Raw genomic sequence first — 26,952 nt, 5'->3', positions numbered from 1 at the left:
CTTTATTCTTCTGATGTTTTGTGATTAAGACCTTAAGCCTAAATCCTCCACCTCTAACCTTCTTTAGTATACAAATTCCCTGCTTTTAAAGCCGAAAGTTTAATACCTTTTATCAATGATGAGCTAAAACCATTATGTTCCATTTCATTTAAACCTGCTATGGTACACCCTTTCGGCGAAGTTACCTTATCTATTTCTGATTCTGGGTGTGTTCCATGTAATAAAAGTAAATCGGCAGCTCCTTTGGCCGTTTGAACAGCCATTTTTAAAGCTTCATCGGCATGAAAACCAATTTCTACCCCACCTTGCGATGCGGCTCTGATTGCCCTTAAAAAGAACGCAATCCCGCAGGCACAAAGCGCTGTTGCTGAAGTCATTAAATCTTCATTAATTTTCACAACAGAACCAACCGTTTCGAACATTTTAGTCACACTTGCAATATTTTCTGCTGATGCGTTATCGCTGGCCATACAAGTCATCGATTGACCAATAGCAATGGCCGTATTTGGCATTACCCGGATCACTTCAACATTATCGCCTAATTTTTCTCTAACCGCAGCACAGCTCACGCCAGAAATTACCGAAATAACCAAATGTTTAGCTGCAACGATTGAAGTTTGGATTTCGTCCAGAACCGTGTTTAATTGTTGTGGCAGAACAGCCAAAATCACAACATCAGCATCAACTACAGCCTGTTTATTGTTATTGCTTACATTAAAACCGGCTTCGGCAAAAGATTTTAAATGGTCGATATTTCTACGGGTAAGCGTAATGCCGCCTGCTTGAGCAAAATCGGCCTTTACCAAACCTTTCGCTAAAGATAAACCGATATTTCCGCTACCAATTATGGCTATTTTTTTTTTCATGATTACTAATTTTCCTGCGGGTTGATTGCACAGATTATTTGATTACACTGATTTATATTTTATTGGGAAAGCAATGTCAGTAATTCTATTGAGGTTTAGTCCTGCTATCCACTTCAATCTTTTTAACTTCTGCCATTCCACTTGTTTATCGTCATTGCGAGGAGGAGCGACGTGGCAATCTTTCTCGTTTTGAGCACAAAAAGTATTTCCATTTCTATCAGGTTTAGTCGGCAAAAGCAGGAATTCTTCTGTTTCCCGCCTACCTTTGCCTTCAACCTTCCACCTTTACTTCAGCATTTTAGTACCAAAAGTTCCCTCAGCAAGTTCGGCAAGTTCATCAGCTTTGCCAATATAGACTGCTGAAACTCCTTTTTTAATCGCTTCAAAAGCGTTGTGTAATTTAGGGATCATTCCACCTTGCACAGTTCCATCGGCTTTTAAACCTTCAAACTCATCAGCTTTGATTTCTCTTACAACAGAAGAATCATCATTAACATCCCTAAGTACCCCTTTTTTCTCAAAGCAATATACCAAACGTGTTTCATATAAACTTGACATAGCAACCGCAACAGAAGAAGCTATGGTATCAGCATTGGTATTTAGAAGCTGAGTATCACCATCATGTGTAATGGCACATAAAACCGGAACAAAGCCCACATTTAATAAAGCGCCTAAAGTATTCGCTGAAACAGAATTTTCATCTAAATCGCCCACAAAGCCGTAATCAATAACTGCACCTGCCATAGGACCCACCTCTGCACCATAAGTTTTGGTACTAACAGGCCTTTTTTTCGCTTTAATGATATTACCATCTGCGCCGGTTAAACCAATCGCATTACTTCCTTTGGCCTGTAGTTGGGCAACCATATTTTTATTGATCAATCCGGCGTAAACCATCGTTACAATACGCAGTGTTTCGATATCGGTAATTCTTCTTCCCTCAACCATTTTGGCTTCAATGCCCAACGATTCGCCCAGTTCAGTTGCAATTTTACCCCCGCCATGAACTAGGATTTTATCTCCTGGCAATGCAGTAAAATCCAATAAAAACTGGTGTAGGTTTTCGGAGTTATCGATTACGTTTCCGCCGATTTTTATGATAGTGAGTTGTTTCATAATTTATTCTTACCGTGGTTCGTGTCTCCACGAACCACATTAATAGTTTTGTTTCACCAATAATTTCGGTTCGTGAGGACACGAGCCGAGGCATAGGATTTACAATTCCTCCAACATCGCTTTGATTACCGCCTGCGCCGCCCATAAACGGTTTCCGGCTTCGTGAATAACCAATGAATTTGGTCCATCCAAAATCTCTGATGATAATTCCAGATCGCGGCGTACAGGTAAGCAATGCATCACTTTAGCATCGTTTGTAAATTTTAATTTCTCATTATTCATCATCCAGCCATCAGGATAAGTTAATACTTTCCCATACTCTTTATAACTACTCCAGTTCTTCACATACACATAATCAGCACCGGCTAAAGCTTCTTCTAAATTATACTGAATATCGGCATTAGGCGTAAAATCTTCCGAAAGCTCATAACCTTCTGGTTGCGCAATGGTAAAATCGATCATTCCTTCTGCCTGAGCTTTGCACATCCACTCTGCAAAAGAATTTGGTACTGCCTGAGGTAAAGCCTTTATATGAGGCGCCCAAGCCAAAACTACCTTTGGTTTGCGGCCATCGGTTTTCTTTGTCCAGGTTTCGTGAATAGTAATAATATCAGCAAAGCTCTGTAGCGGGTGACGTGTTGCACTCTCTAAACTCACCACAGGTACCGCACAATATTTCACAAATTTATTGAAGAAATCTTCGCTATAATCCTCCTCACGGTTATTCAGCTTTGGAAAAGAACGCAAGCCTAAAATGTCGCAATATTGACCCATCACCGCAGCCGCTTCACGAATATGTTCAACCGTAGAGCCATTCATCACTACACCATCCTGTGTTTCTAAAGCCCAGCCTTCTTTATCCAAGTTCATCACCATTACATTCATCCCTAAGTTTAAGGCCGCTTTTTGGGTACTTAACCGGGTACGTAAACTTGGATTCATAAAAACTAAACCTAAGGTTCTATTCTTACCTAAATCTTGGTGTGCATAAGGATTAGCCTTTAACGCTAGCGCATCATTTACAAACTGTTTGATGCTCGGGACATCGTGTACGGAAGTGAAAAGTTTCATATTAAGGTATAAGGTTTAAGGTGTAGGGTTTAAGGTTTTTTCCTTCCACCTGCTCTTAAAAATTTCAATAAAATAAGCTTGCACTAATTTTATTCATTGTCGTCATTGTGAGTTGCGAGTCAATCTTATTCCAATGGGAAGTTTTTCTACCGCTTTAGGATTGCTTCGTACCTCGCAATGACGAATAGCTCTATATTATTTCACCAATTTACTAAACGCTGCCAAAAACTCGTCAGCATGCGCTTTTGTTAAATTTAAGGCCGGCAATAAACGGATCACATTCGGTTTTGCTTCGCCCGTAAAAATATGGTGTGTAAACAATAATTCTTTTTTAACATGCGCCAGTTCTGCAGGTAGTTCGATGCCGATCATTAACCCACGACCACGTACTTCTATCACCTGCTCAAATTTCTTCAATTCAGCAATTAAGTAGCTTCCCACTTCTTCGGCATTTTTCATCAGATTTTCTTGTTGCATCACTTCTAAAACAGCTAATGCCGCAGCACAGGCCAAATGGTTACCACCAAAAGTTGTACCCAACTCTCCATGCCAAGGTTTAAATTTTGGCGCGATAGAAATCCCCGCTACCGGAAAGCCGTTACCCATTCCTTTCGCCATGGTATAAACATCTGCTTCAACCCCTGAGTAATCGTGTGAGTAAAAAGTACCTGTTCTACCATAGCCGCATTGAACTGAATCAGCGATGTAAACAGCATTATATTCATCACAAAGTGAACGGATTTTTTGCAAGAAACTTTTCGAGGCTTCTTTAATGCCCCCAACACCCTGAATACCTTCAATAATTACGGCAGAAATATCATTACCCTGTGCTTTGAAAGTTTCTTCTAACGCAATTTCATTATTAAAAGGCAAAAAGATTACATTTTCCGTCTGGTTAACTGGTGCTACAATTTTAGGATTATCGGTTACAGCAACTGCCAAAGATGTACGTCCGTGGAAAGCACCTGTAAAGGCAATTACTTTTTTTCTTCCGTTGTAAAATGAAGCCAGTTTTAAAGCATTTTCATTTGCCTCAGCTCCAGAATTACACAAGAATAACTGAAAGTCTTTTTTACCAGAAACGGTTCCCAACAAATCTGCAAGCTGAACCTGCAAAGGAATTTTTACTGAGTTAGAGTAAAAGCCAACTTTATTTAATTGATCGGTTAAACGCTTTACATAGTGGGGATTGGTGTGACCAATTGAAATCACAGCATGGCCGCCATATAAATCTAAATATTGCTGATCATTAGCATCCCAAACACTACTGCCTGCTGCTTTTGTTATTTCTATATCGTTAAGTGGGTAAACGTCGAATAGTTGCATTTTTTGAGGTATAAGGTTTGAGGTGTAGGGTTTAAGGTTTTTTCCCTCCACTTCTCAAAAATTTTAAAAATGAAATTAGCATTGCCCTAACTTCGTTAATTGATTGGTATATTTTTAGATAATCATCTTCACTTATATACTTTAATTCAGAAGCACATAAACAACAATAATCTATCTCGTTGGCAGAACCTAAAGTATTATCAAGAAAGTGCGCAAAATCTTTATCTGTAAATCTTCCACATCCTTCAACAATATTCAAGGGTATAGATAAGGAAGCTCGGGTAAGTTGTGAGGTCAATTCAAATCTCTCCTCTTTTGGAAATTGAGTTGCAATATTCTTTTTGATGAACATATTCAATTCATGTGCCTTTTTCCAAACGTCAAGTTTTTTGTAGTCTCTCATTGCTTTACCTTACGCCTTAAACCTTACACCCTTTACCTTCATTAAAAATTCGCTGCTTTTAACTTAAGTCCTGCTGTTTCTTCCAAACCGAACATTAAATTCATATTCTGAACCGCTTGTCCGCTGGCACCTTTTAACAGGTTATCAATAATACTGATGATAAATAATTTACCACCGTGTTTTTCTATATGCACCAATGCCTTGTTGGTGTTCACAACCTGTTTTAAGTCGATGTTTTTCCGGCTTACATGCGTAAAAGGATGGGCACTGTAATATGCTTCATAAATATTTTGCGCCTCTTCTAAACTTAAATCACTTTCCAGGTACATGGCAGCTAAAATACCTCTTGTAAATGCACCACGCTGTGGGATAAAACTTAGAGTTTCAGAAAGTGATGGTTGCAACTGCAACAAACTCTCGCTAATCTCGTTCAAATGCTGGTGTTCAAATGCCTTATATATAGAAAGATTATTGTTTCTCCAGCTAAAGTGTGAAGTAGTAGATAAACTCTGTCCCGCCCCTGTTGATCCCGTGGTTGCATTAATATGAACTTCATTTTTGATCAAACCTTTCGATGCTAAAGGCAATAAACCCAACTGGATACAAGTTGCAAAACAACCAGGGTTTGCAATATTTTTAGCTGTTTTAATTTTATCGCGGTTTAGCTCGGGTAATCCGTAAACAAAGTCTTTGGTCGAAAAGCTGGCATTTGCATGCAACCTGAAATCCTGCGACAAATCGATGATTTTAATGTTATCGTTAATTGGATTTGCAGCCAAAAACTTTTTGGCATCGCCATGACCAACGCATAAAAACAAAACATCGATTTCTTGTGGAATATCGCTTACGAATTTTAAATCCGTATCACCAATTAAGTCAGTATGTACATCAGAAATTAAGTTTCCGGCATTACTTGTACTATTTACGAAAGCAATTTCAACATTTGGGTGGTTAACCAAAATACGTAACATTTCGCCTCCAGTGTAACCCGCACCACCAATTATTCCTGCTTTAATTTTCATATTTAAAAAGGTTTAAGGTTTGGGGTTTAAGGCTTAAGGTTTGGGCACTTTAATCTTACGCCTTCAACCTTATACCTCAAACCTCAGAGGCTATGCCTCGTTATTTACTTTATGCCAGATCATTACCTGGTTACCAAATATTTTAGAGAAACCTTTAACGTCTTCTCCGCTCCAGGCGTTATTCATTTCGCCATAGCTACCAAATTTATTGCTCATTAAATCATGGTTTGATTCAATTCCGATAATCTGGAAACGGTATGGTAACAACTCTACAAATACTTTACCACTAACAAATTTTTGTGTATCGGCTAAAAAAGCCTCAATATTCCGCATAATCGGATCGTGGAACTGACCTTCATGCAACCAATTGCCATAGAAAGATGATAATTGTTCTTTCCAGCTTAACTGCCATTTGGTTAAGGTGTGTTTTTCTAGCGTATGGTGTGCTTTGATAATGATAATGGGCCCAGCTGCCTCAAAACCTACGCGACCTTTAATACCAATAATGGTATCACCAACGTGAATATCTCTACCGATGCCAAAAGGCTGAGCGATTGCCTGTAATTTTTGGATTGCCCTAACAGGTGCTAATTTTTCACCATCAATAGCAACCAGTTCACCTTTTTCGAAGGTTAATTCTACCTTCCGCGATTCGGTTTCTGAAACCTGGGTTGGCCAGGCGCTTTCTGGTAAGGTTTCGTGAGAAGTTAACGTTTCCTTTCCTCCTACCGAAGTTCCCCATAAACCTTTATTGATTGAGTATCTTGCTTTTTCTGCACTATATTCTACACCATGTTGTGCTAAATATTCTATTTCCGCTTCGCGGGATAATTTTAAATCTCTAATTGGAGTAATGATTTCAACCCCTGGGATAAGGATATTGAAGATCATATCGAAACGTACCTGATCGTTACCTGCACCGGTACTTCCATGAGCTACATAATCTGCACCAATTTTTTTCACATAGTTGGCAATAGCCGTTGCCTGACTAACACGCTCTGCACTTACCGATAATGGATAAGTAGCATTTTTTAATACGTTACCAAAAACCAGGTACTTAATGCATCCTTCATAGTAACTTTCAGTTTCATCTACAACAGCATGCGATTTTACGCCTAAAGCATACGCTCTTTTCTCAATTTCCTGTAACTCTTCATCAGAAAAACCACCAGTATTTACAATTACTGAATGAACTTCTAATCCACGATCTTGTGCCAGGTAAATACAACAAAATGAGGTATCTAAGCCTCCGCTAAATGCTAAAACAACTTTTTTCATGCTATTTAAATAAAAAGGTAAATAAAAATAAAAGGGCTTTTAAGCCATTTTTTGGCTTAGGTTTAACAACTAAACGCTGTTTAATGCGCATAAAACGCTCGTATAATTTGGGTTTCTTTTGCAGTTCCTCGGCAAATTGCTTGGCTACCTCATGTTTCTTCTCAGCAGGATCGTAAAGCATAGCTGTACACATGCAGTTTTTGCGTTCCTTCATTTTTAAAATTTCGAAGTTTACGCAACTTTGACAGCCTTTCCAAAACTCTTCATCCTGGGTAAGTTCGCTGTAGGTTACAGGCTCGTAGCCTAAATCTGAATTGATTTTCATTACGGCCAAGCCCGTTGTTAAACCAAATATTTTTGCCTTTGGGTACAACTTTCTCGATAAACCGAAAATTTCATTTTTGATGGCTTTTGCTAATCCCGCTTTGCGGTATTTAGGACTTACCACTAAACCACTATTGGCCACAAACTGTCCGTGGCTCCAGGTTTCTATATAGCAAAATCCTGCCCAAGAGCCATCCTTATGGAAAGCAATAACCGATTTGCCTTCTTGCATTTTATTAGAAATATATTCTGGCGAACGCTTAGCAATCCCTGTTCCACGAGCTTTTGCCGATTCTGCCATTTCGGTTACTATTTCTTCTGCAAATACACGATGTTCAGGAAGTGCAACCTGCACTATAAATTCGTTAATATCCATTCGTTTTCTAACGAAAAATTATAAGTATTCTTGTTAATTGGGTTTTTAGAGAGGATCAATTCCTCGTTACGTTTAGTGTAGGTACTAAATACGTGGAGTGAAATTTTGCCGGCTTGTGGGATAATAAAACACGGGCTGAAAATGATTAATAAACATACCTTTTCCAGACACATTTTGTGCTGAGGAAACAGAAAGCTTATATAAAATTTGTTTAATCATTTCTTGCGTATTAAAACGGCTTTAACTCTATTGAGGTGCAAAGGTTTAAATAAAAATCGAGTTACACAATAATATCATCATTTTTTTATGTTAAGCTTTCAATTTTATTGAACTAATCTGACTTAAACAAGTATTGAGGCCACTTATAAATTTATAAAAAATTCGAGTATCGTGCATTTCAGTTATAGATTCTTTTGCCAATTTTAACATTGTTAAAAAAACGCAACAAACTTTAACATCTGCTTAACATCATTTAACATCCCGTAATACGGTTTAAACTCAATATTTGTATGTCTGTAGCGAATGCGATCTGGCTATCGTTTTATGGATACTCCTTAAATATTAAATCAAATTTTAACCGTATGAAGAATTTTACGCCATTTCATTTCAAATCGATCCCTTTATTTGTTCTAATTGCTTTTACAGCATTAACTTCATGTAAAAAAACCGAAACTGCCGATCCCAACATATCTTATTTAAGGGTAATCAATGCATCACCTTCTTTGGCTACCTACAATGCTTACTTCAATGGCAGCATGGTTAATTCGGCAGCCTTACCATTTGGAGGCTCTGCTGCCTATCTTTCTTATGCCGCAGGTGTTTACAGTTTAAAATTTACGACGGCCAGTAGCGCAGAGAGTTTGTTAACCAAAACCATTACTTTAAATGCAGGCAACTATTACTCTTCTTATTTAATTAATAAACCGGCTGCGCTAGATGTTTATACCATTGGTGATGATCTTTCTATTCCATCAACAGATAAAGCTTACATCCGTTTTATCAATTTATCGCCTGATGCACCAGCTTTAGACCTGGCCAAAACAAGCGCAACTACCATGCTGGTTACCAATAAAGCCTATAAAAGTGCAAGTAGTTTTATTGCTGTAGATGCAGGAACTTATACATTGGATGCAAAAGAAACTTCATCTGGAACAGTTAAAGCTACTTCCGCCAGCACCAGTTTTACAGCAGGTTATCATTATGACATTATTTGTGGCGGTTTGGTAACACCTGCAAATGAAACTGAACGTCCTTTAAGTTTACAGGTGATATTGATCAAATAGTAAATCAAAACTCTTTTATAAAAGCCCCACATTATTGTTTCGAGCAATGTGGGGCTTTTTTTGTAATCCAACAAAATAATTTGCTTCCCTAATAACGCTATGCATTTCAATTTAATTAAAAATGTCAAATAATTGTTAAAACTATAAAGATATATCGTTTTAGTTTGGTTAAAATCGACTATAGGGATATGCTGGTATATCTGCAGCCCTCTATTTAGAATAATTCAAAATAATTTGGATAATCCGATTTTGTACCGTTATTTTGTGGCTGTTTAGAATTAATCCAAATAAATTTTATCATGCTTAAAATCAAACTTTTCAGTTTAACATTTCTTTTAACTTTTACCAGTATACTTTCCTTTGCTCAGCAGTTTTCGACTATAAGTGGTACGGTTACCACTTCTGACGGTAAACCAGCTGCCTATATTTCAGTTGGTTTAAAAGGAAAAGGGCTAGGGAATGTAACTAATGAAAAGGGTATTTACGAAATTCAAAGAGTAAAACCAGGATCATATATCTTAAGGGTATCGGCTGTTGGCATCCAAAACATAGAAAAACCAGTGGTTATTACCGCTGGCGAAAACAAAACTGTTGATTTTGTAATCAACCAAAATTCAAATCAACTTAATGAAGTAAATATTAATCAAGGGGTAAATAAGTACATCGCTAAAAAAAGCGAATTTGTTTCGAAAATGCCACTTAACAACTTAGAAAATCCACAGGTTTATACTACGATTACCAAAGAAACAATGGCCGATCAGCTTGTATTTTCGGTTGATGATGCGGCCCGTAATGCCACTGGTATTCAAAAAATGTGGGAAGCAACTTCCCGTGGAGGCGATGGTGGCGCTTATTACGCATCAAGAGGTTTTATTGTACAGGCTAAACTGAGAAATGGAATCGCGGGTAATGTAACCGGCCGCAACGATGCTGCTAACTTAGAAAATGTAGAGTTTATAAAAGGCCCATCGGCTACTTTATTCGGCAGTACATTAACCTCATATGGTGGTTTAATTAACCGTATTACCAAAAAACCTTTTGAAGGAATTGGAGGTGCGGTAAGCTTTTCGACGGGCAGCTACGATTTTAACAGGGTTAGTACCGATTTCAATTTCCCTGTTGATAAAGATAACCACATTTATGCCCGATTAAATACTTCTTATAATTATAAAGGTTCTTTTCAGGAGAATGTTTACGACAAAGGTTTCTTCATTGCACCAAGCTTATCTTATAAGGTAAACGATAAATTAGACTTTGTTTTCGATGCCGAAATTGCCAACGGCACAAGCACCCTAAAACCTTTCGTTTTCTTCTATTTCCCTGTAAAAGACCTTGGTTTTGATAGGGCGGACCAATCTGGCATACCTTACGACAAATCCTTCACCGCTGATGCGATGAAGCAGAAATACAACAGCTCAAACTTCTTTGGGCAGGCCAATTATAAGTTTAATGATAATTGGTCGTCTCACACCAGCTTTTCAAGCAATTATAGTTTTTCTAACGGCCGTGGTACTTACTTATTCTTAGTCCCAAACAACTATCCTCCACTGGGCAACACAACGGCTGCACCAGGTGCCGATTTGATATCAAGAGCAGATCAATCAACTGATAATAGTAAAATCTTCACCTACGAAGCACAACAAAATTTTAATGGCACTTTTAACTTAGGTTCGGTAAAAAACAGAATGGTTTTAGGCCTGGATTATTTACGTCAGAACTCCGATCAACTGTTTTATTCGATCGATACTTTTGATTTGACCAATAAAAACGGAACAGGTGCAAACTATAATGATTTTACTGAACATAATCTAGCTGCTTTTTATGCGGCACTTCCAAATGTCCCTAAATATCCGGTTAATTATAAATCAAACACCTACAGTGCTTATGTTTCTGATGTAATTAACTTAACAGACAGGTTCATTGCTTTAGCTGCCTTAAGAGTAGACAGGTTCGATAACAAAGGTAATTCGGACCGTGCAGGTTCGGCTCCAAAAGGTGCTTACAAACAAACTGTTTTTTCTCCAAAATTCGGCTTGGTATTTCAGCCGATTAAAGATCAGTTATCCTTATTTGCCAACTACCAGAATGGCTTTAACAACGTTAACGGTATAGATTATAAAGGTGATACTTTTAAAGCCGAACAGGCAAACCAAATTGAAGGTGGTGTTAAAACGAACATCCTTAATGGCAAATTAACAGGTTCTGTATCTTACTATTATATTAAAGTTAAAGATATCGTCAGAGGTTATAATCAAGATGCTAGTAATCCTAATGCGCAAATTCAGGATGGCAATAAAATCAGCAAAGGTATTGAAGCTGAAATTGTAGCTAACCCTATTGACGGTTTAAATATCATTGCAGGTTTCGCTTATAACGATAACCATTTAGAAAATGCATCGCCAGATGTAGAAGGTAGAAGAGATGCTTATTCTGCAGCGCCTTATTCAGCAAATCTATGGATCAGTTATAAATTCGCTACAGGAACACTTAAAGGTTTTGGATTGGGTGCAGGCGGTAATTATGCCAGCGACAATAAAATTGTAAACAGTGTAAGCCAGGGCGTATTTATATTACCTGCTTATGAGGTTTTCAATGCCTCAGTATTTTACGACCATTCAAGATTCAGAATCGGGGCTAAAGTTGACAACTTTACCAATCAAAAATACTGGACAGGTTACAGCACCATGAACCCTCAGGATCTGAGAGCTTTCACAGGAAGTGTTACCTACAAATTCTAATTAAAAACAACAAGAAATATTAAAAGATGAATAAAATTAAACCCATTAGCTTAACGTTCTTACTCTCTCTCTTTAGCTTATTTTCATTTGCGCAACAATTTGGAACAATAAAGGGAAAGATTAGCACTTCTAATGGAAAAGCAGCGGCCTTTATTTCAATTGGTTTAAAGGGCAAGGGTCAAGGCACTACATCAGATGATAATGGTTTATACACTATAAACCGTGTTAAAGCCGGTACTTATACAATTAAAGCTTCTGCAGTTGGTATCGATGCCTCAGAAAAAAACATTACAATCACTGCAGGAGAGACTAAGATTATTGATTTCGTATTGAAAGAAAATGATCAGGCGCTGGAGGAAATTACGATAGCAGGTATTAATCAAAAATACAAAGTAAGCTTACCTTCTGCTACACTTAGGTTAAACGAGCCATTACTAGAGGCGCCACAAAACATTCAAATCGTAAGTAATGGAATCCTTAAAGACCAGCAGATCATTAGCATGAGCGATGGGTTGATTAGAAATGTAAGTGGTGCAGTTCGCCTTGAACACTGGGGAGACATGTACACCAATATTTTAATGCGCGGATCGCAAATTCAGGCCATGCGGAATGGTTTTAATGTAGTTTCTTCTTACTGGGGACCATTAACCGAAGACATGAGCTTTGTTGACCATATTGAGTTTGTTAAAGGCCCTGCCGGATTTATGCTGGGCAATGGCGATCCAAGCGGGATGTATAACGTGGTGACCAAAAAACCCACCGGTTTAAACCAGGGCGAGGTTTCGTTTACTGCCGGAAGCTTCGATTTATACCGTACAACAATTGATCTTGACCACAAACTAACGGCTGATGGTAAATTCTTGTTCAGGTTAAACGCAGCTGCACAAAATAAGGGATCGTTTAGACCATTCGAACAAAATGATCGCTACAGCTTTGCACCCGTGTTAAGTTATCAAATAACACCTGGCACTAAGCTAACAGCAGAGTATACTTTGCAAAATGCAAAAATGACCGAAGTAGGTTCTTATTACATTTTTAATACCACTGGGTATGCTAGCTTACCAAGAGCGTTTACCTTAACACAACCTGGGGTACAGCCTACCCGAATCAACGACCATAGTTTAACATTGAACCTAACCCAACAACTAGGTCAGAATTGGAAATTAACGGCACAAGCAGCTTATTATAAATATTTACAAAATGGCACAAGCTCATGGCCATCGGCAGTATATCCAAATGGCACCATTATTCGTAATGTTGGTATATGGGATGCTGAAAGCAGTATGAAATTAGCTCAGTTATTTGTGAATGGAACGGTTAAAACGGGCGGTATTGTACACCGCATTTTAGCTGGTTTTGATGGTGGTAAGAAAAATTATATGGCCGATTGGGGTCAGTCTCACGATTTAGATCTCGCCAGTTCTCCTTTTAATCTATACAACCCTAATTATGGCTTCCCATCAAACGGTTATCCAAACTTTGACCGCGTTACCCCATTAGAACAAAGGGCTATTGCAGCAGGAGGTTTAATGGATCAAAAATACCTAAGCGGTTATGTTCAGGATGAATTAGGTTTTTTCAATAATATTGTTCGTTTAACCCTTGCAGGTCGTTATACTTATGTAAGTCAATCGGCCTGGGGTGGTTCTCCTGATAAAGCAAAACACGTTACGCCAAGGGTTGGCTTAAGTGTATCGGTTGATAAAAACACTTCTGTGTATGCTGTTTACGACGAAGCCTTTACACCACAAACCGGGTTTTTCCGCGATGGTTCTACGGCAAAGCCAATAACTGGCAATAACAAAGAATTTGGTATAAAGAAAGATTGGTTTGATGGCCGTTGGAACACTACCTTATCAATATATAGAATTACCAAACAAAACGAACTTACCGCAGACCCACTTAACAAGGCCGGAGAAACTTTCAGTATTGTAATTGGCGAAAAAAGAGCACAAGGTATAGAGTTCGATTTACGCGGTGAATTGGCAAAAGGCTTAAATCTAATTGCAAATTATGCATATACCGATGGTAAAGTAACAAAAGTTGCCGATGGAGTTTCAGGCGTTTTTGTTGGCCAGGTAGTACCAGGTTTTTCAAAACATACCACTAATGCATGGTTAACCTACTCATTACAAAATGGCCCGCTTAAAGGTGCAGGAATTTCTGGAGGCTTTACCTATTTAGCCGACAGGGCAGTAGGCACCTACAGTGGTGAAAATGCAAACGAAAATCTTCCTGATTATTTCAAACTGGATGGTGGTTTATTCTGGTCGCATAAAAAAATAAAAATAACCGCAAATGTATTTAACGTTTTAGACAAGTATTTATACAGTGGCGCGTATTACACCAACTACTGGAATGCTCCAACCTACAATCAACCGGCATACTCATGGCAGGCCGAAGCACCGAGAAATTACAGAGTAAGCATAGCATATAAATTTTAATCAAATCAATCAGGAGAAACTGGATCAGATCAGCTTCTCTTGGTTTAAAACCCAACCCAGAAAACATGAAAACTAAAATCTCATTATTATTTTTCTTTCTAGCCTTTAGCATTTCGAGTGCATTTGCACATGCTTTATGGATAGAAACAGCCTCGACAGGCAAAAAAGGACAAGCACAGGAAGTAAAAGTTTTCTTCGGAGAATACGAAAGCAATGAACCTGATTCTGCCGCAAAATGGTTTAGCAACTTAAAAGAATTCAGCCTGGTTTTAACTGCTCCAAACGGAACAACTAAGGTTTTACAAACCACAGCTGATGTACGTTTCTTTAAAGCAAACTTCACTCCAGATCAGGAAGGCACTTATAAACTTTCTGTAGTACATGAAGTTGCTGACATTTATGAAAAAGCTAAAATTGAATATTATGCTTTTGCAGATGTGGCTGTAGGAAATTCAAAAATAAACACGGCTTTCCCTGCAAATGCAGCATTAACCATCAGACCGGATAAACATGCTTTAAAAGTAGGCGAAACCTCGGTTCATCAGGTAATCTACAACAAAACTCCTTTTGCAAAACAAAAATTAACCCTCGTAAATGCTGAGCGAAAAGCACAGCCTACCGAAACCGATGTAGATGGTAAATTCACTTTCAAACCAGAACAAAAAGGAAATTATTTTCTAGAAGCCTTTACAGAGGATAAAACACCAGGAAAATTAAATGGAAAAGATTACGATAAAGTTTGGCACTTAGTAACTTATACTACAGAAGTTAAATAGTCGAAAATTTTATAAAAATTTAAAGCCAATTAGTCTTAAAAAGGCCAATTGGTTCTTTTATTAATACAGCTTTGCTAATGGCACTAACAAAAACATCAACCAGATCAAAAAATAAGAAATCACGTTTAAGGCGGATAAGCGACTGGCTGCACCTATGGCTGGGTATCGCATCTGGTTTAATCGTATTGATGTTGGGCATTACCGGTTGTATTTATGTTTTTCAAAAAGAAATTACCGAACTCATTCGCCGCAAGGAGATTTTTGTAGAAATTCCATCAAATCCTAAAACCCTCCCATTAAGTGTACTACAGGCCAATGCCGAAAAAGCACTGGGAAATAAAAAGAAAATCACATTTATTTCTGCTTATAAAGCACCGGAAAGGGCATGGGAGCTTGGTGTTTATAAACCTGGCGACCCCAATGCATTCTGGTATTTTGATTCTATCGATTATTACGATGTTGTGCTGATTAACCCTTATACCGGAAAAGTAAATTTAGTTGCCGATTATAAATATGAATTTTTTGGTGTAGTTAAAATGATCCATTGGAGTTTGTTGATCAATCACCCCATTGGCCAGCAGATTATCGGATGGTCTACCTTCATTTTTGTATTTCTCCTCATTTCTGGAATGGTGATGTGGTGGCCTAAAAACCTCAAAAAATCAAACTTTGATAAGAGCTTTAAAGTAAAATGGAAGGCCAAGTTTAAACGCATTAATTACGACATGCACAATGTGCTGGGTTTTTATGTAATGCTGATCTGCCTAATGCTGGCCTTAACCGGTCTGGTTTGGGCATTTCAATGGTTCCAAACCACGGTTTACGTAGTTGCCTCGGGGAGTACCACACCCCCAAAAATGGTAGAAGTTAAATCAGACTCGACTAAAACCATTCCTGCAATTCCGTTCGATATTGCTTTTGAGCAGGCCAGAAAAATATTTAAAAATGAAGATCGTATTGCCATGTCGCCTGCCAATGGTGGTTCGGCAACCATTTACGCCACAGGATACCGGGGCAAAGAAACGTTTTGGAATTACGACGTACTTCAGTTCGATCAGTATTCGGGCAAGTTATTACATAGAACAAACCAATCAGAAAAAAACGGCGGCGAAACGGTAATTGGCATGAACTACGATATTCACGTAGGGGCCATTTTAGGATTAACCGGAAAAATAATGGCCTTTTTTGCCAGTTTAATTGCAGCAAGCTTACCCATAACTGGATTCATTATCTGGTGGGGGAAAGGAAAAAAGAAAAAAAATACCGCAGTAGCGGAAAGCTAAGTACACCCTAATTAATAATAAAAATGAAATTTTTAAACCTAATTTTAGTATTAACCGGTTTAATTACCCTTAATACTAATGCACAAACAAAAGTTGACTCTCCAGAAGAAAAACTAGAAAAGGATAGAAAAGCAATAAAATCACTGGCTGGTTTTTATGAAGTGAATTTCAACTACGGTGAAGTTACTGCTCCAGATCCTAACTACAAATTCAGTAAGCCTTACGAAAGCCATGGTAACGAATGGGCAGAGATTATTGTTGATGAACCTAAAAGAATTGTAATTCAACACATGTTGGCCATTAACGATACCACGGTTATTAAACATTGGCGCCAGGACTGGACGTATGAAGACACCAACATTATGCTTTATACCGAAGGTAATGCCTGGAAAAAAGGCAATTTAACGCCAGCCGATGTAAAAGGAAAATGGACGCAAAAAGTTTATCAGGTTGATGATAGTCCACGTTACCAGGGTTACGGAACATGGAGCCACGTTGGCGGTTACGATTCTTGGTCGAGCGAAACTGATTCGCCATTACCAAGAAGAGAATCTACTGTGCGTAAAGATTACAATGTATTAAACCGTGGCAGCAGAATTACCATCACTAAAAATGGTTGGATGTTTGAGCAGGACAATAAAAAAATTGTGCGCTCCGCTAGCGGCGATAAACTTTTAGCTGTTGAAAAAGGTTATGAGGAATTTACGAAAATAGATCCTAAAACTTTTGCATATGCGCAAAAATGGTGGGCCAGCCAGCAAACTTATTGGGCAGATGTACGTGGTGTTTGGGCAGACATTATTGGCTCGCAAAGTACATTCAAAGTACAAACAATGGCAAATGGTAAATTGCTTTACGAAACACTTTTTAGTCTTGGCGATCAATCTATCAAAGAAAAATGGACAGCAAGCCAGAACAAAGAAAAAATTAAAACTGCTTTACAGCCTTATTTGGTAAAGTAAAACAATCGTTTTATAATGAATGGTTGATGGTTAATGGCGATGGCTTGTTAACTGTCAACCATTTTTTTTCTATACGATACTCCCATCACTTAGATGTACTAAAGTGGCTTAGGTGGTCAATAACATTTTGAAAATCAAAGTTTGAAGCGCTTCGGTCGCTAAAGTCCTGATCGCTTCAAGTCCTCACTCGTACCTCGTTCCGAGCTTTCCGCTTTATCAGGTTTATTTAACTTAGGTCTGTAGTTCTTGGTGCTAAACCACACACAACGTTAGTTGAGATTTGCAATTTCGCCTGAGTGAATTGTGAATTTGTAATCCACCTCAAAAATTAAAAATCCTTAATTCAAAGATCGGGATTACAAATCCCGACCAACAACTATTTTATTTTATTAAATTTCGGGATGAAAAAATTTGGCTTCATCATCTTCCTGTTTTTAGCAAAAAACACTTTCGCACAAGATTCTACCTACACCAGAAATATAATAAATACCCTTACTTCTAAAGAATTTTGGGGCAGAGGTTATACCAAAGACGGGATGAAAAAGTCTGCCGATTACCTTGATGCAGCGTATCAGAAAATTGGTCTGTTGCCAATGGGGCTTGGTTATAAGCAAACCTTTAATTTCCCTGTAAATACATTCCCAGGAAAAATGATGGTGGCTGTAAACGGTCAAAAACTTATCCCCGGTAAAGATTTCATTGTAAACAATGAAAGCCCCAGCGTTAAACAAAAGACAGATTTAACCGAGATTGATAGCCTTAACTATCAGGCTTCTCCATCATTAAAGATTTTATTAAAAGACAAATTAACCTGGTCTGTAGCCACAGAAGTTGGCGATATAACAACGATCCAGCTCAATAAGAAGAACATTAAAGCAATACCAAAAGAAATTAATGTTGATATTGAAAACAAATTCATTCCGAACTTTGAGGCCGCTAATGTTTGCGGCCTAGTTAAAGGCACTAAATTTCCTGATTCCATCTTAATCATTACAGCACATTACGATCATTTGGGTGGAATGGGTGCTGACACTTATTTCCCGGGCGCTAATGATAATGCTGCTGGAGTAGCTACTTTATTAAGTTTGGCTAAATATTATGCCGCCAATCCCCAGCCCTACTCCATTGGTTTTATCTGTTTCGCAGGCGAAGAAGCTGGGCTGTTGGGATCAAGGTTTTTTGTAGAAAACCCTTTAATTCCTTTGAACAAGATTAAATTCCTTATCAACTTAGATTTGGTTGGCACCGGTGAAGCCGGCATAACGGTAGTTAATGCATCCGTTTATCCTAAAGCATTTGCTTTACTAAACGCAATTAACAACCAAAATCATTACATCTCGAAAATAAACTCCAGAGGTAAAGCAGCCAACAGCGATCACTATTTCTTTACCGAAAAAGGTGTTCCAGCATTCTTCATCTACACCCAGGGTGGTACGTCTGCCTACCACGACGTATTCGATAAACCTGAAACATTGCCGCTTACCGAGTATAAAGATCTGTTTAAACTGATCGTTGGATTTAACCAGAAACTGATGGAATAACTTCCTTTTTATGACGAAACCCTTAAATCATGTACAAACCGTTAATTCTCAATTTCTCCGATTGGGATAATTAAATAGTAACCAAGTGTGTATGCTCTTATTAAATTAATACATTACGCGCCTTTGATTAAGCCTCATTACATTTTAGTGGGACTCTTTCTCTTTAACGCTATGTAATTTTTTCGTTTAGTATTTGCAAAGATACCTTCAGGCAGCTACCTTTACCTAAGAGATTAGTTGTTTTAATTGGGTGTAATGTTTAATCAGTTTATACACCTTATGACGAACCAAGCCAGATTTTTAATCTGTCACATTTTTTTTATCGTTCATCACATTTATCTGTACCGTAAAAACATAGCGCCTAACTTTAGTTTGCTTATTTAATATACATGAAGAAACTCTTACTTTCAATCGCCCTTACCTTAGTTATTTTTAATTTATTTGCACAAAAAAACGGAAGCATTACTGGAATTTTAGCTGACAGCGCCAATCACAAAACTACCTTAAACTACTCAACAGTTTCAGTATATAAAGTTGGCGATAGTATATTAAGCACTTATAAATTATCGGATGACAAAGGCGTTTTTAAAATCAATGGCTTAACCATAGGCGTAAAATACCGTTTAGTGGTAACCGCATGGCAATATGGAACATATCGAAAAGAGGTTGAACTAACCGCAGCCAATCCCGCGTTAAATTTGGGCACCCTCTATCTTTCCGTTAAGGCAAATGACCTAAACGAAGTGGTAATATCAGGAGAAAGGCCACCCGTAATTGTACGTAAAGATACCATTGAATTTAATGCAGAATCCTTTAAAACCCTGCCATCGGCGGTGGTAGAAGATCTATTAAAAAAGCTTCCGGGCGTTGCCATTGCAGCCGATGGTTCTATACAGGTTAACGGTAAAGCAGTTAGTAAAATTTTAGTGGATGGAAAAGAGTTTTTTGGTGGCGACCAGCAGATTGCAACCAAAAATCTACCTGCTAATATCATAGATAAGGTGCAGGTGGTTGATGATAAACAGGCAAAAAGACGTGATCCGGATTTAACGGCAGCAGAAATCCCGCAGATTATCAATTTAAAGTTGAAAAAAGCGATTAAAAAAGGAGCTTTCGGCAAACTATATGCTGGTGGAGGTTTAAAAGACCTGTATCAGGCAGGTGGATTAATGAACTTCTTTAGAGATACCACACAGGTAAGTATATTGGCTTATGGCAACAACATCAATCAGCCGGGCTTTAACCCCAATGATGTACAACGTATCGGTGGATTTAGCAGGAGCGGTGTAAATTCTATGATGATGACTTCTGGAGGTTATTTCGAGTTTAATGGCATTAATTTCGGAGGCAGTTATAATGGTGTCCAGACTTCGTCGGGTGGTGGTTTTAATTTTAACACTTTAACCAAAAAAGGGATCAAAATTAATACCCAATATTTCTTTGGCCGATCGGATAATCTTCTGGAGAAACTCACCAATACCAACCAAACATTAGGTACCGACAGACTGATCACCAACGCTAGCGAAAATACCAATTCTCTTATTCTAAAACACAATATTGGTGGAAAATTAGACTGGCAAATCGATTCTTTAACACAACTAACCATAGAGCCGGCAATTGTGCTCAGCTCCAACAACTCAGTAAGCAAGGTTTCTTCAAGCAATAATAATGAGAATAATCAGCTCATTAATACGCTCGATAATTTGAATGACCTGAATACTTCAAGCAACAAGTACCAGTTAAGGGCCGATTTTAGTAAGGATTTTAAAAAGGCAGGAAGATCTTTCAATCTTGGAGCCGATATTTCTGCAACCCCTAATCCAATTATCAATTACAACAGGAGCAGCAGTGTTTTTTACCTCACGCCATCTACTTCGGAAATTGATCAGTTAAGGAATAATACCATTGATAATTTCAGGTCTTACTTATATGGTAACTACACCGAACCAATTAGCAAAAAACTGAATTTTAAAGCAGATGTAAGCGGAAATATCATCAATAACGAAAATGCATTAAGCACTTTTTACCGCAATCCGGCTAACCAGCTGTACGATATTGCAATCCCCAATTTATCGCAAACCGTTAAACAAGCTGGCTTCAAAACAAACACAAACATCAGTCTAGGGTATAAAGTAACTAAAGATCTCTACCTTCAACCAGGATTGGTACACAATTACATTTCGTTAAACAACCGCTTTACCGATAACGTAGATATTGATCAGCGTTATAATTTCATGTGGCCAACATTTCAATTGAAGTACAAAATATTCCGACTTAACTATTCTGCCAGGTTTACAGAGCCCAATGTTAGCTATCTTCAGCCAGTTGCAGATAATACCAATGCATTTTATATCAGAAACGGCAATCCGAATCTGTTGCCTGCCCGTACGCAAAATTTAAGCATGAATATGTACAAATATGATCCTAAAAGCCTCATCAACTATAATTTATATGGTTACGGTAGTTTCACAAAAAATGGTGTGGTTAACACTATTAGCATAAATAACGGCATTCAAACGATCAATCCGGTTAACAAAAGCGGTATTTACAATTTTAGTGGCGGAGCCAATATTTCGAAAGATTTCAAAAAAGATAAAACCAGTTTAAAAGTAGGTTTAGGTTTCTGGGCCAATTTTGATCATACACCTGTTATTGTGAACAACATTGAGAGCGATGCAAATGTGTTTTATGTAGGGCCAAACGGAAGTGTAAGGTTAAACCTGAATGACAAGTTAGAAATTAACCAGTCGTATTCTGTAAATTTGAATCGCAGTAGGTACGATGATAGCTATTATACGAACATTAGCTACAATACCCACCAAAGCACATCCGAACTGATTATCCGTTATCCCAAAAAACTGGTTTTCGAAACCAGCTATTCTTTAACCATCAATGACCAAAAAATTGCGGGATATAACAATAACATCAAATTCTGGAATGCCGCTCTTACTTACCTATTCATGAAAAACGACAGGGCGCAGTTAAAATTTTCGGTGAATGATATTTTGCAGAGCAATGTGCGTAGGAACATCCAGATTACGGGCAACAGCGTTATCGATACGCAGAGTAATAACCTGGGTAGATATGGCATGCTTACCCTCACTTATAATATCCAAAACTTTGGTCAAAAAGTTGGCGGCCGACAAACGTTTTTTAGTTTTTAGGTTGATTGAGCGTTATCATCATTTCGACCGCAGTAGAGAAATCTGATCCTGGGTCTGTGTCTCCACAGGCCTCGGCGACTATTCTTCTTTTCAAACTTTCATAGTGGTCTGTGGAGACACAGACCACGGCAGTCATAAACAACTGTAAAAATGAATAATATTAATGCATTAGCTAAGTTTTATTTGTTATCCCACCATAGTTGTAGGATTGCTTCGTGCCTCGCAATGACGACTTTACCTATAAGAACATCTCCGCAAGCAATTCGTACGATTTTATCCGGTCTTCAAAATGCTCGGTAATGGTAACTGCCATCAGTTCATCAACATCATAATCGGCAGCCAATTTGGTAAGCCGCTCTTTAATTACCGCTGGGGTACCGTAAATCATTCGTGGTTTATTGGCCTTAATCCGTTCCTGTTCCGCAGCGTTATAATTGATGTCTTTTATATCGTTCCAACCTACGGAGGCTAAGCCTCCACCCTTTTCTAGCTGAAGAAAACGGTAAACCATTAAAGCCTCCTGCTGTTTTACCTTTTCTTCATCTTCCGAACAGAAAACAAAAAGCGCCACGTTTTCAACTGGTTTTACCAAATCAACCGAAGGTTTAAAATGCTCCCTGTAATATTGAACAGCTTGTGGTCCTCCATGCGGATTGATGAAATGCGCAAAAGAAAAGCCCATTCCAAAGTGCGCCGAAAATAAGGCACTTTGTCCGCTGCTGCTCAAAAGCCACTGTTGCGGAACGGTTTCAGCAATGGGAATGGCTTTTATTTTGGCCTGGATCCCCCCATCAGAGGTATCATGCAAATAATGTTGCAGCTCGCGCAATTGTTCTACAAAATCCTGCTCGCTCCAATTGTTTGATGGATTAAGCATCGAAGCCGTAATGCGGTCGGTACCCGGTGCGCGGCCCATTCCCAGATCGATCCGGTTAGGGTGCATCACTTCCAGCAAGCGAAAACTTTCTGCAACCTTTAACGCACTATGGTTAGGCAGCATAATACCGCCAGAACCTATCCTTAAAGTTTTGGTATGATTGGCCAAATGGGCAATTAAGATTTCGGGCGTTGACCCCGCTAAACTGGTGGTATTATGATGTTCTGAAACCCAGAAACGGTGATATCCCAATCTTTCGGTTTCTTGTGCAAGTATAGTGGTTTCTTCAATGGCACGGCGGGCGGTAACACCCTTGCGAACGGGTGATTGATCTAACACACTTAGTTTAATTTTCGTATTGCTCATATTCGTATCCTAACAAATTTATGAGCCTGCTCATTTAAAACGTGAGTTCGAAAAGCTTTATGACTTTTAGATTATTGCATCAAAGTCAATTTGACTAAATACTGATCTTCGCCATCATCAAAAATCAATTCAGCATTCCATCCTGTCTCTTTAGCAATCTGTTTAATGGTTTCTTCATCTATATAAATCCAATTAAACCAATTGCCTTTTTCGCCCTTATATTCATACTGATAAGATACCTCACCATAATATTGGTCTTGCGGTTTCGGCATATCTTCGTATAAATAAGCAATATCAGAAGAATCGAAAATAACCTGTCCATTGGGATTGATGAGGTCTTTTAGCTTGATCAGGAAATCCTTAAAACCGGGCAAAGTTCCGGTTAAACCGATGCCGTTCATGAGCATGATAATCGTATCGAATTTTTCCTGATAGGTAAAAACATCCTGTATGAATGCTTTTTTTACACCACGCGCTTTCATAATATCAACAGCTGCTTCCGAAATATCAATAGCCGTTACATCGATATTAAAAGCCTGTAAAAGTAAAGCATGACTACCTACACCGGCACCAATATCCAATACCTTTCCGCTGCACATGTGTAACGCCTGAAGTTCTAGAACGGGCATATCTTCATCATCACGGAAGAAAAATTCTAAAGGCATTTCTTCTGGCTCGCCATACGAATTGTGCAACCAAAGCGTATCAGCCTCGCCGGTTCTATAAATATCTGTTAACGCTTTACCAAAAACATCCATGTGGGCAAAGATAGGGAGGAAAGCTGAAAGACTAAAGCTTAAAGAAAATGAGGAATCAAAAAAACTAGATTACAAATCTGGAGAATGAAGGTCTGGAATACAAATCCAGACCAACGCTTAATCGTTACTCAATCTCAAATACCTGATGATATTCGGGGATAGCTACATGTTTAAAACCTGCATCTTTCAATTTGCTGGCGAAATGTTGCTGTACTTCGTATTCTCCATGCACCAAAAACAGCTGTTTTACTTTCGCTGGGTCCTGACCGGATAAAAATTGCAGTAAATCTTCGTAATCGCCATGTGCGCTCATCGATTTTATCGATCTTACTTCGGCTTTAACTTCATATTCATCGCGGAAAATCTCTACAACTTTTTGTCCGGCGATTAATTTACCGCCAAGCGAGTTAGGTTCGCAATATCCCACCATTAGAATGGTATTTTTATGGTTACCAATATTGTTCCTAATATGATGTTTTACACGACCAGCCTCTGCCATGCCTGATGCAGAGATAATTACACATGGCCTGGGATCGGCATTTAAAGCTTTCGATTCTTCTACACTTTCGATAAAACGCAGCCCTTTAAAACCAAATATATCATGATCTACCTTTAAAGTTTCTTTAACCCCATTATTGTATACTTCAGGGTGGTTTTTAAGAATTTCAGTCGCTTTTGATGATAAAGGACTATCTACATAATAAGATACATCAGGCAGTTTACCTTTTAACTCAAGTCCATTTAAAGCATAAAGTAACTCCTGAGTACGGCCAACGGCAAAGGCAGGAATAATTACTTTGCCTTTTTTTATTTTGCAGGTATTATTTATGATCTCTAAAAGCATGTTTTCGATCGGATCGAGGTCTTTATGTAGCGAATCGCCGTAGGTAGATTCCATTAAGATATAATCGGCCTGATCAAACTGCTGAGGACTTTTTAAAAGCAGGTCGCCATAACGGCCAACATCACCAGAAAAGGTAATCCGTGTAGGTTTTCCTTCTTCTGCAATGGTAAGATGTACCGCAGCACTACCTAAAATGTGCCCTGCATCAGTAAACCTTAACCGAATTCCCGCCTCAATCTCGAAATCTTCTTCATACTCCACAATCTTCATCTGACCAAGCGTTTTGGTAACGTCTTCATCGGTGTAAAGCGGTTCTTCCATTTCTTCGCCTTCACGCAGATGGCGGTTAGAAAATTCTGCATCCTGCATCTGGATTTTGGCAGAATCCATCATTAAAATGCGGGCCAGATCCATAGTTGCCGAAGTACAGAAAATCTTACCTTCAAATCCTTCCGCAACCAATTTGGGCAATAAGCCACAATGATCTATATGTGCATGTGATAAAACCAGGTAAGTAACCTTTTTGGCATCAAAGCCGAAAAAATCGTTTAATTTATCGGTAACATGGCCCATTCCCTGGAATAAGCCACAATCTAATAAAATCTGAGTGCCGTTTTTTAAGGTAATAAGGTGCTTACTCCCCGTAACTGTACGGGCGGCACCATGAAAAGCAATGTTCATTGAGATGGTGGTTAGAAAATATATAGAATAAAAATGCCGGATATTTCCGGCACTTCCAATTCTTTATGCATTTATTTCTGCTATTTTATCTTTCACCTTATCGGCTACACCTGTAGCTTTATCTGCTAAACCCGCTAATTTATCTTTTGAAGCGTCTAATAGATCAGCAAAAAAATCTGATACTTTACCTTTTAAATCGCTTGTCGAATCTGAAGATAATGCCAATGCGATTGTTGCACCAAGTGCTGCTCCAGCTAATACGCCTACAATAATTTTTGTTTCCTTTGTCATAACTTTATTCTTTAAATAATTAAACATTAATTAGCACTTGTTGTTTTGCTTTTATTACAACATAAATCATTCCATTTAAATGAAGCATATTTTTTTTATCGATCTAGACAATACCATCTATTTTACCAAACCAAATGAAGAACAGTTAATGGGTGAGTTATACAATTTCCTGGAAAGTTTGGATTTAGGGATCAGTAAAGAAGATTTTCAGCTTGCAAAACAAGACATGCTTAGAACGCCTTTTCAAAAAGTGGCCAAAAAATATGGCTTTAGCGAAGAATTAATGCCCGATATACTTGCTTACCTGCAAAACCGCCAGGTAACGAAACCATTAAAACCAAGTGATGATTATCATTACATTAAAAGTCTTAAAGGCCGGAAATTTATTGTAACAGCAGGTTTCCCAAAACAGCAAACCTCAAAAGTAAAGATGTTGGGCATTGCCGATGATTTTGAAGCCGTACATGTTGTGGATGTTTCAACCACCAATAAAAAGGAAGCTTTTAAACTACTGATTGATAAATACGCCTTAAACACGGATGATATTTTAATTATAGGTGATGATGCGGAATCGGAAATTAAATTTGGGTTGGAACTAGGGATAGCTACTTTTTTACTGGACCCCGAAAACCTGCACCCAAATGCCGAAAGCACTTTTAGGGGAACAGATCTAAGTAATTTGCATAAGGCAGCAGGTCAATCTTAGTTACGCCATTTGAGAATAGTAAGTTGCTAGAGATCGTCATTCTCAACCCGATGGCTATCGGGTCGATTGGGAACCACGTAGTGCTCATGAATGCCTTTGAAAAAAAGGACCACTTATGAATAATCCTAAAAGTCTATCCCGTTAAGATTCCCGCCTGCGCCTATCGTGTGGACACATCTCTGTGGATATCCCAGCCCTGCATTGATGCTTTAAAATACTTGATGCCTATCCAAAGGGTTGTAATTCCTGGGTGTCTTTTACTTTCGTAGCCTTTCCATCCCCCAAGTCTGGCTATTGCCCATACATACCTCTTTAGGTCTTTTGCCTGATATGGGTTTTTCTGCTTTTGGGTTTTCCCTTCAAGACGGATTATCCGATGATCAAGAAACTCCTGTTCCTGTGCCGTAAAACAGGAATCTGCTGAGAGTTCTATCTCAGGCTCTGCATAGGAGAGTC

The 26,952-nt window shown here is 38.4% G+C and carries 21 protein-coding genes and 1 pseudogene; 9 read left to right on the top strand and 13 right to left on the bottom strand.

The features are described 5' to 3' along the window. Positions 1-53: 53 nt before the first annotated feature. The 8 genes from proC to EYS08_RS21895 all read right to left on the bottom strand — a co-directional run bounded on the left by proC (position 54) and on the right by EYS08_RS21895 (position 7,782). Complete coding sequence (gene proC / locus EYS08_RS21930; RefSeq protein ID WP_131032115.1) at positions 54-866, bottom strand: pyrroline-5-carboxylate reductase; 813 nt, start codon at positions 864-866, stop codon at positions 54-56. A gap of 285 nt (positions 867-1,151) precedes the next feature. Beyond that, positions 1,152-1,982, bottom strand: a complete 831-nt coding sequence (gene argB / locus EYS08_RS21925) for an acetylglutamate kinase (protein WP_131032114.1) — start codon at positions 1,980-1,982, stop codon at positions 1,152-1,154. A gap of 99 nt (positions 1,983-2,081) precedes the next feature. Continuing rightward, positions 2,082-3,053: a Rossmann-fold NAD(P)-binding domain-containing protein gene (locus tag EYS08_RS21920; protein WP_131032113.1), complete on the bottom strand. Its 972-nt coding sequence runs from the start codon at positions 3,051-3,053 to the stop codon at positions 2,082-2,084. Positions 3,054-3,248: 195 nt separating this feature from the next. After that, complete coding sequence (locus tag EYS08_RS21915; protein WP_131032112.1) at positions 3,249-4,379, bottom strand: aspartate aminotransferase family protein; 1,131 nt, start codon at positions 4,377-4,379, stop codon at positions 3,249-3,251. Between the two features lie 31 nt (positions 4,380-4,410). After that, positions 4,411-4,782 (bottom strand): four helix bundle protein, encoded by a 372-nt coding sequence (locus EYS08_RS21910; RefSeq protein ID WP_131032111.1) that lies wholly within the window; start codon positions 4,780-4,782, stop codon positions 4,411-4,413. A 41-nt stretch (positions 4,783-4,823) separates the two neighbouring features. Beyond that, positions 4,824-5,804: an N-acetyl-gamma-glutamyl-phosphate reductase gene (gene argC, locus EYS08_RS21905; RefSeq protein ID WP_131032110.1), complete on the bottom strand. Its 981-nt coding sequence runs from the start codon at positions 5,802-5,804 to the stop codon at positions 4,824-4,826. A 90-nt stretch (positions 5,805-5,894) separates the two neighbouring features. Then, the gene (gene argG, locus EYS08_RS21900) at positions 5,895-7,082 is read right to left on the bottom strand and encodes an argininosuccinate synthase (protein ID WP_131032109.1); all 1,188 of its coding nucleotides are present in this window, start codon (positions 7,080-7,082) and stop codon (positions 5,895-5,897) included. A gap of 1 nt (position 7,083) precedes the next feature. After that, the gene (locus EYS08_RS21895) at positions 7,084-7,782 is read right to left on the bottom strand and encodes an N-acetyltransferase (RefSeq protein ID WP_057931816.1); all 699 of its coding nucleotides are present in this window, start codon (positions 7,780-7,782) and stop codon (positions 7,084-7,086) included. A gap of 509 nt (positions 7,783-8,291) precedes the next feature. Between EYS08_RS21895 and EYS08_RS21890 the strand changes: the two genes are divergently transcribed. The 8 genes from EYS08_RS21890 to EYS08_RS21855 all read left to right on the top strand — a co-directional run bounded on the left by EYS08_RS21890 (position 8,292) and on the right by EYS08_RS21855 (position 21,973). Next, the gene (locus EYS08_RS21890) at positions 8,292-9,065 is read left to right on the top strand and encodes a DUF4397 domain-containing protein (protein WP_131032108.1); all 774 of its coding nucleotides are present in this window, start codon (positions 8,292-8,294) and stop codon (positions 9,063-9,065) included. A gap of 299 nt (positions 9,066-9,364) precedes the next feature. Next, a complete protein-coding gene (locus EYS08_RS21885) occupies positions 9,365-11,803 on the top strand; it encodes a TonB-dependent receptor (protein ID WP_131032107.1) in 2,439 nt (812 codons plus the stop codon). Between the two features lie 26 nt (positions 11,804-11,829). After that, on the top strand, positions 11,830-14,247 hold the full coding sequence (locus EYS08_RS21880; RefSeq protein ID WP_131032106.1) for a TonB-dependent receptor: 2,418 nt from the start codon (positions 11,830-11,832) through the stop codon (positions 14,245-14,247). Positions 14,248-14,312: 65 nt separating this feature from the next. Continuing rightward, positions 14,313-15,023 (top strand): DUF4198 domain-containing protein, encoded by a 711-nt coding sequence (locus EYS08_RS21875; RefSeq protein WP_131032105.1) that lies wholly within the window; start codon positions 14,313-14,315, stop codon positions 15,021-15,023. A 77-nt stretch (positions 15,024-15,100) separates the two neighbouring features. Next, the gene (locus EYS08_RS21870; protein WP_131032104.1) at positions 15,101-16,306 is read left to right on the top strand and encodes a PepSY-associated TM helix domain-containing protein; all 1,206 of its coding nucleotides are present in this window, start codon (positions 15,101-15,103) and stop codon (positions 16,304-16,306) included. A 23-nt stretch (positions 16,307-16,329) separates the two neighbouring features. After that, a complete protein-coding gene (locus EYS08_RS21865) occupies positions 16,330-17,268 on the top strand; it encodes a DUF6607 family protein (protein ID WP_131032103.1) in 939 nt (312 codons plus the stop codon). 401 nt (positions 17,269-17,669) lie between these two features. Continuing rightward, positions 17,670-18,809 carry a M28 family metallopeptidase gene (locus EYS08_RS21860; RefSeq protein WP_131032102.1) on the top strand — a complete coding sequence of 380 codons (1,140 nt, stop codon included), beginning with the start codon at positions 17,670-17,672 and terminating at the stop codon, positions 18,807-18,809. A 389-nt stretch (positions 18,810-19,198) separates the two neighbouring features. Beyond that, positions 19,199-21,973, top strand: a complete 2,775-nt coding sequence (locus tag EYS08_RS21855; RefSeq protein ID WP_131032101.1) for an outer membrane beta-barrel protein — start codon at positions 19,199-19,201, stop codon at positions 21,971-21,973. A gap of 238 nt (positions 21,974-22,211) precedes the next feature. Here the strand turns inward: EYS08_RS21855 and EYS08_RS21850 are convergent, their stop codons facing one another. The 4 genes from EYS08_RS21850 to EYS08_RS21835 form a co-directional block, all read right to left on the bottom strand. Then, on the bottom strand, positions 22,212-23,216 hold the full coding sequence (locus tag EYS08_RS21850) for an LLM class flavin-dependent oxidoreductase (protein WP_131032100.1): 1,005 nt from the start codon (positions 23,214-23,216) through the stop codon (positions 22,212-22,214). 71 nt (positions 23,217-23,287) lie between these two features. Next, the gene (locus EYS08_RS21845; RefSeq protein ID WP_131032099.1) at positions 23,288-23,974 is read right to left on the bottom strand and encodes a methyltransferase domain-containing protein; all 687 of its coding nucleotides are present in this window, start codon (positions 23,972-23,974) and stop codon (positions 23,288-23,290) included. Between the two features lie 124 nt (positions 23,975-24,098). Next, positions 24,099-25,499, bottom strand: coding sequence for an MBL fold metallo-hydrolase RNA specificity domain-containing protein (locus EYS08_RS21840; protein WP_131032098.1), 1,401 nt, complete (start codon positions 25,497-25,499; stop codon positions 24,099-24,101). A 63-nt stretch (positions 25,500-25,562) separates the two neighbouring features. Next, entirely contained in the window at positions 25,563-25,817 is a 255-nt protein-coding gene (locus tag EYS08_RS21835) for a YtxH domain-containing protein (protein ID WP_244216015.1), read from the bottom strand. Positions 25,818-25,869: 52 nt separating this feature from the next. On the opposite strand from EYS08_RS21835, the gene EYS08_RS21830 reads away from it, so the two are divergent. Then, positions 25,870-26,496 (top strand): HAD family hydrolase, encoded by a 627-nt coding sequence (locus EYS08_RS21830; protein ID WP_131032097.1) that lies wholly within the window; start codon positions 25,870-25,872, stop codon positions 26,494-26,496. Positions 26,497-26,656: 160 nt separating this feature from the next. On the opposite strand, the pseudogene EYS08_RS25885 reads toward EYS08_RS21830, so the two are convergent. Then, a pseudogene (locus EYS08_RS25885) lies at positions 26,657-26,952 on the bottom strand (hypothetical protein); the annotation flags it as partial.

This window comes from Pedobacter kyonggii (genome assembly GCF_004310665.1).
In the GTDB taxonomy this organism is placed as follows: Bacteria; Bacteroidota; Bacteroidia; order Sphingobacteriales; family Sphingobacteriaceae; genus Pedobacter; species Pedobacter kyonggii.
The sequence above is the reverse complement of the archived record's forward strand: the minus strand, read 5'-3'. Positions and strand labels throughout refer to the sequence as shown.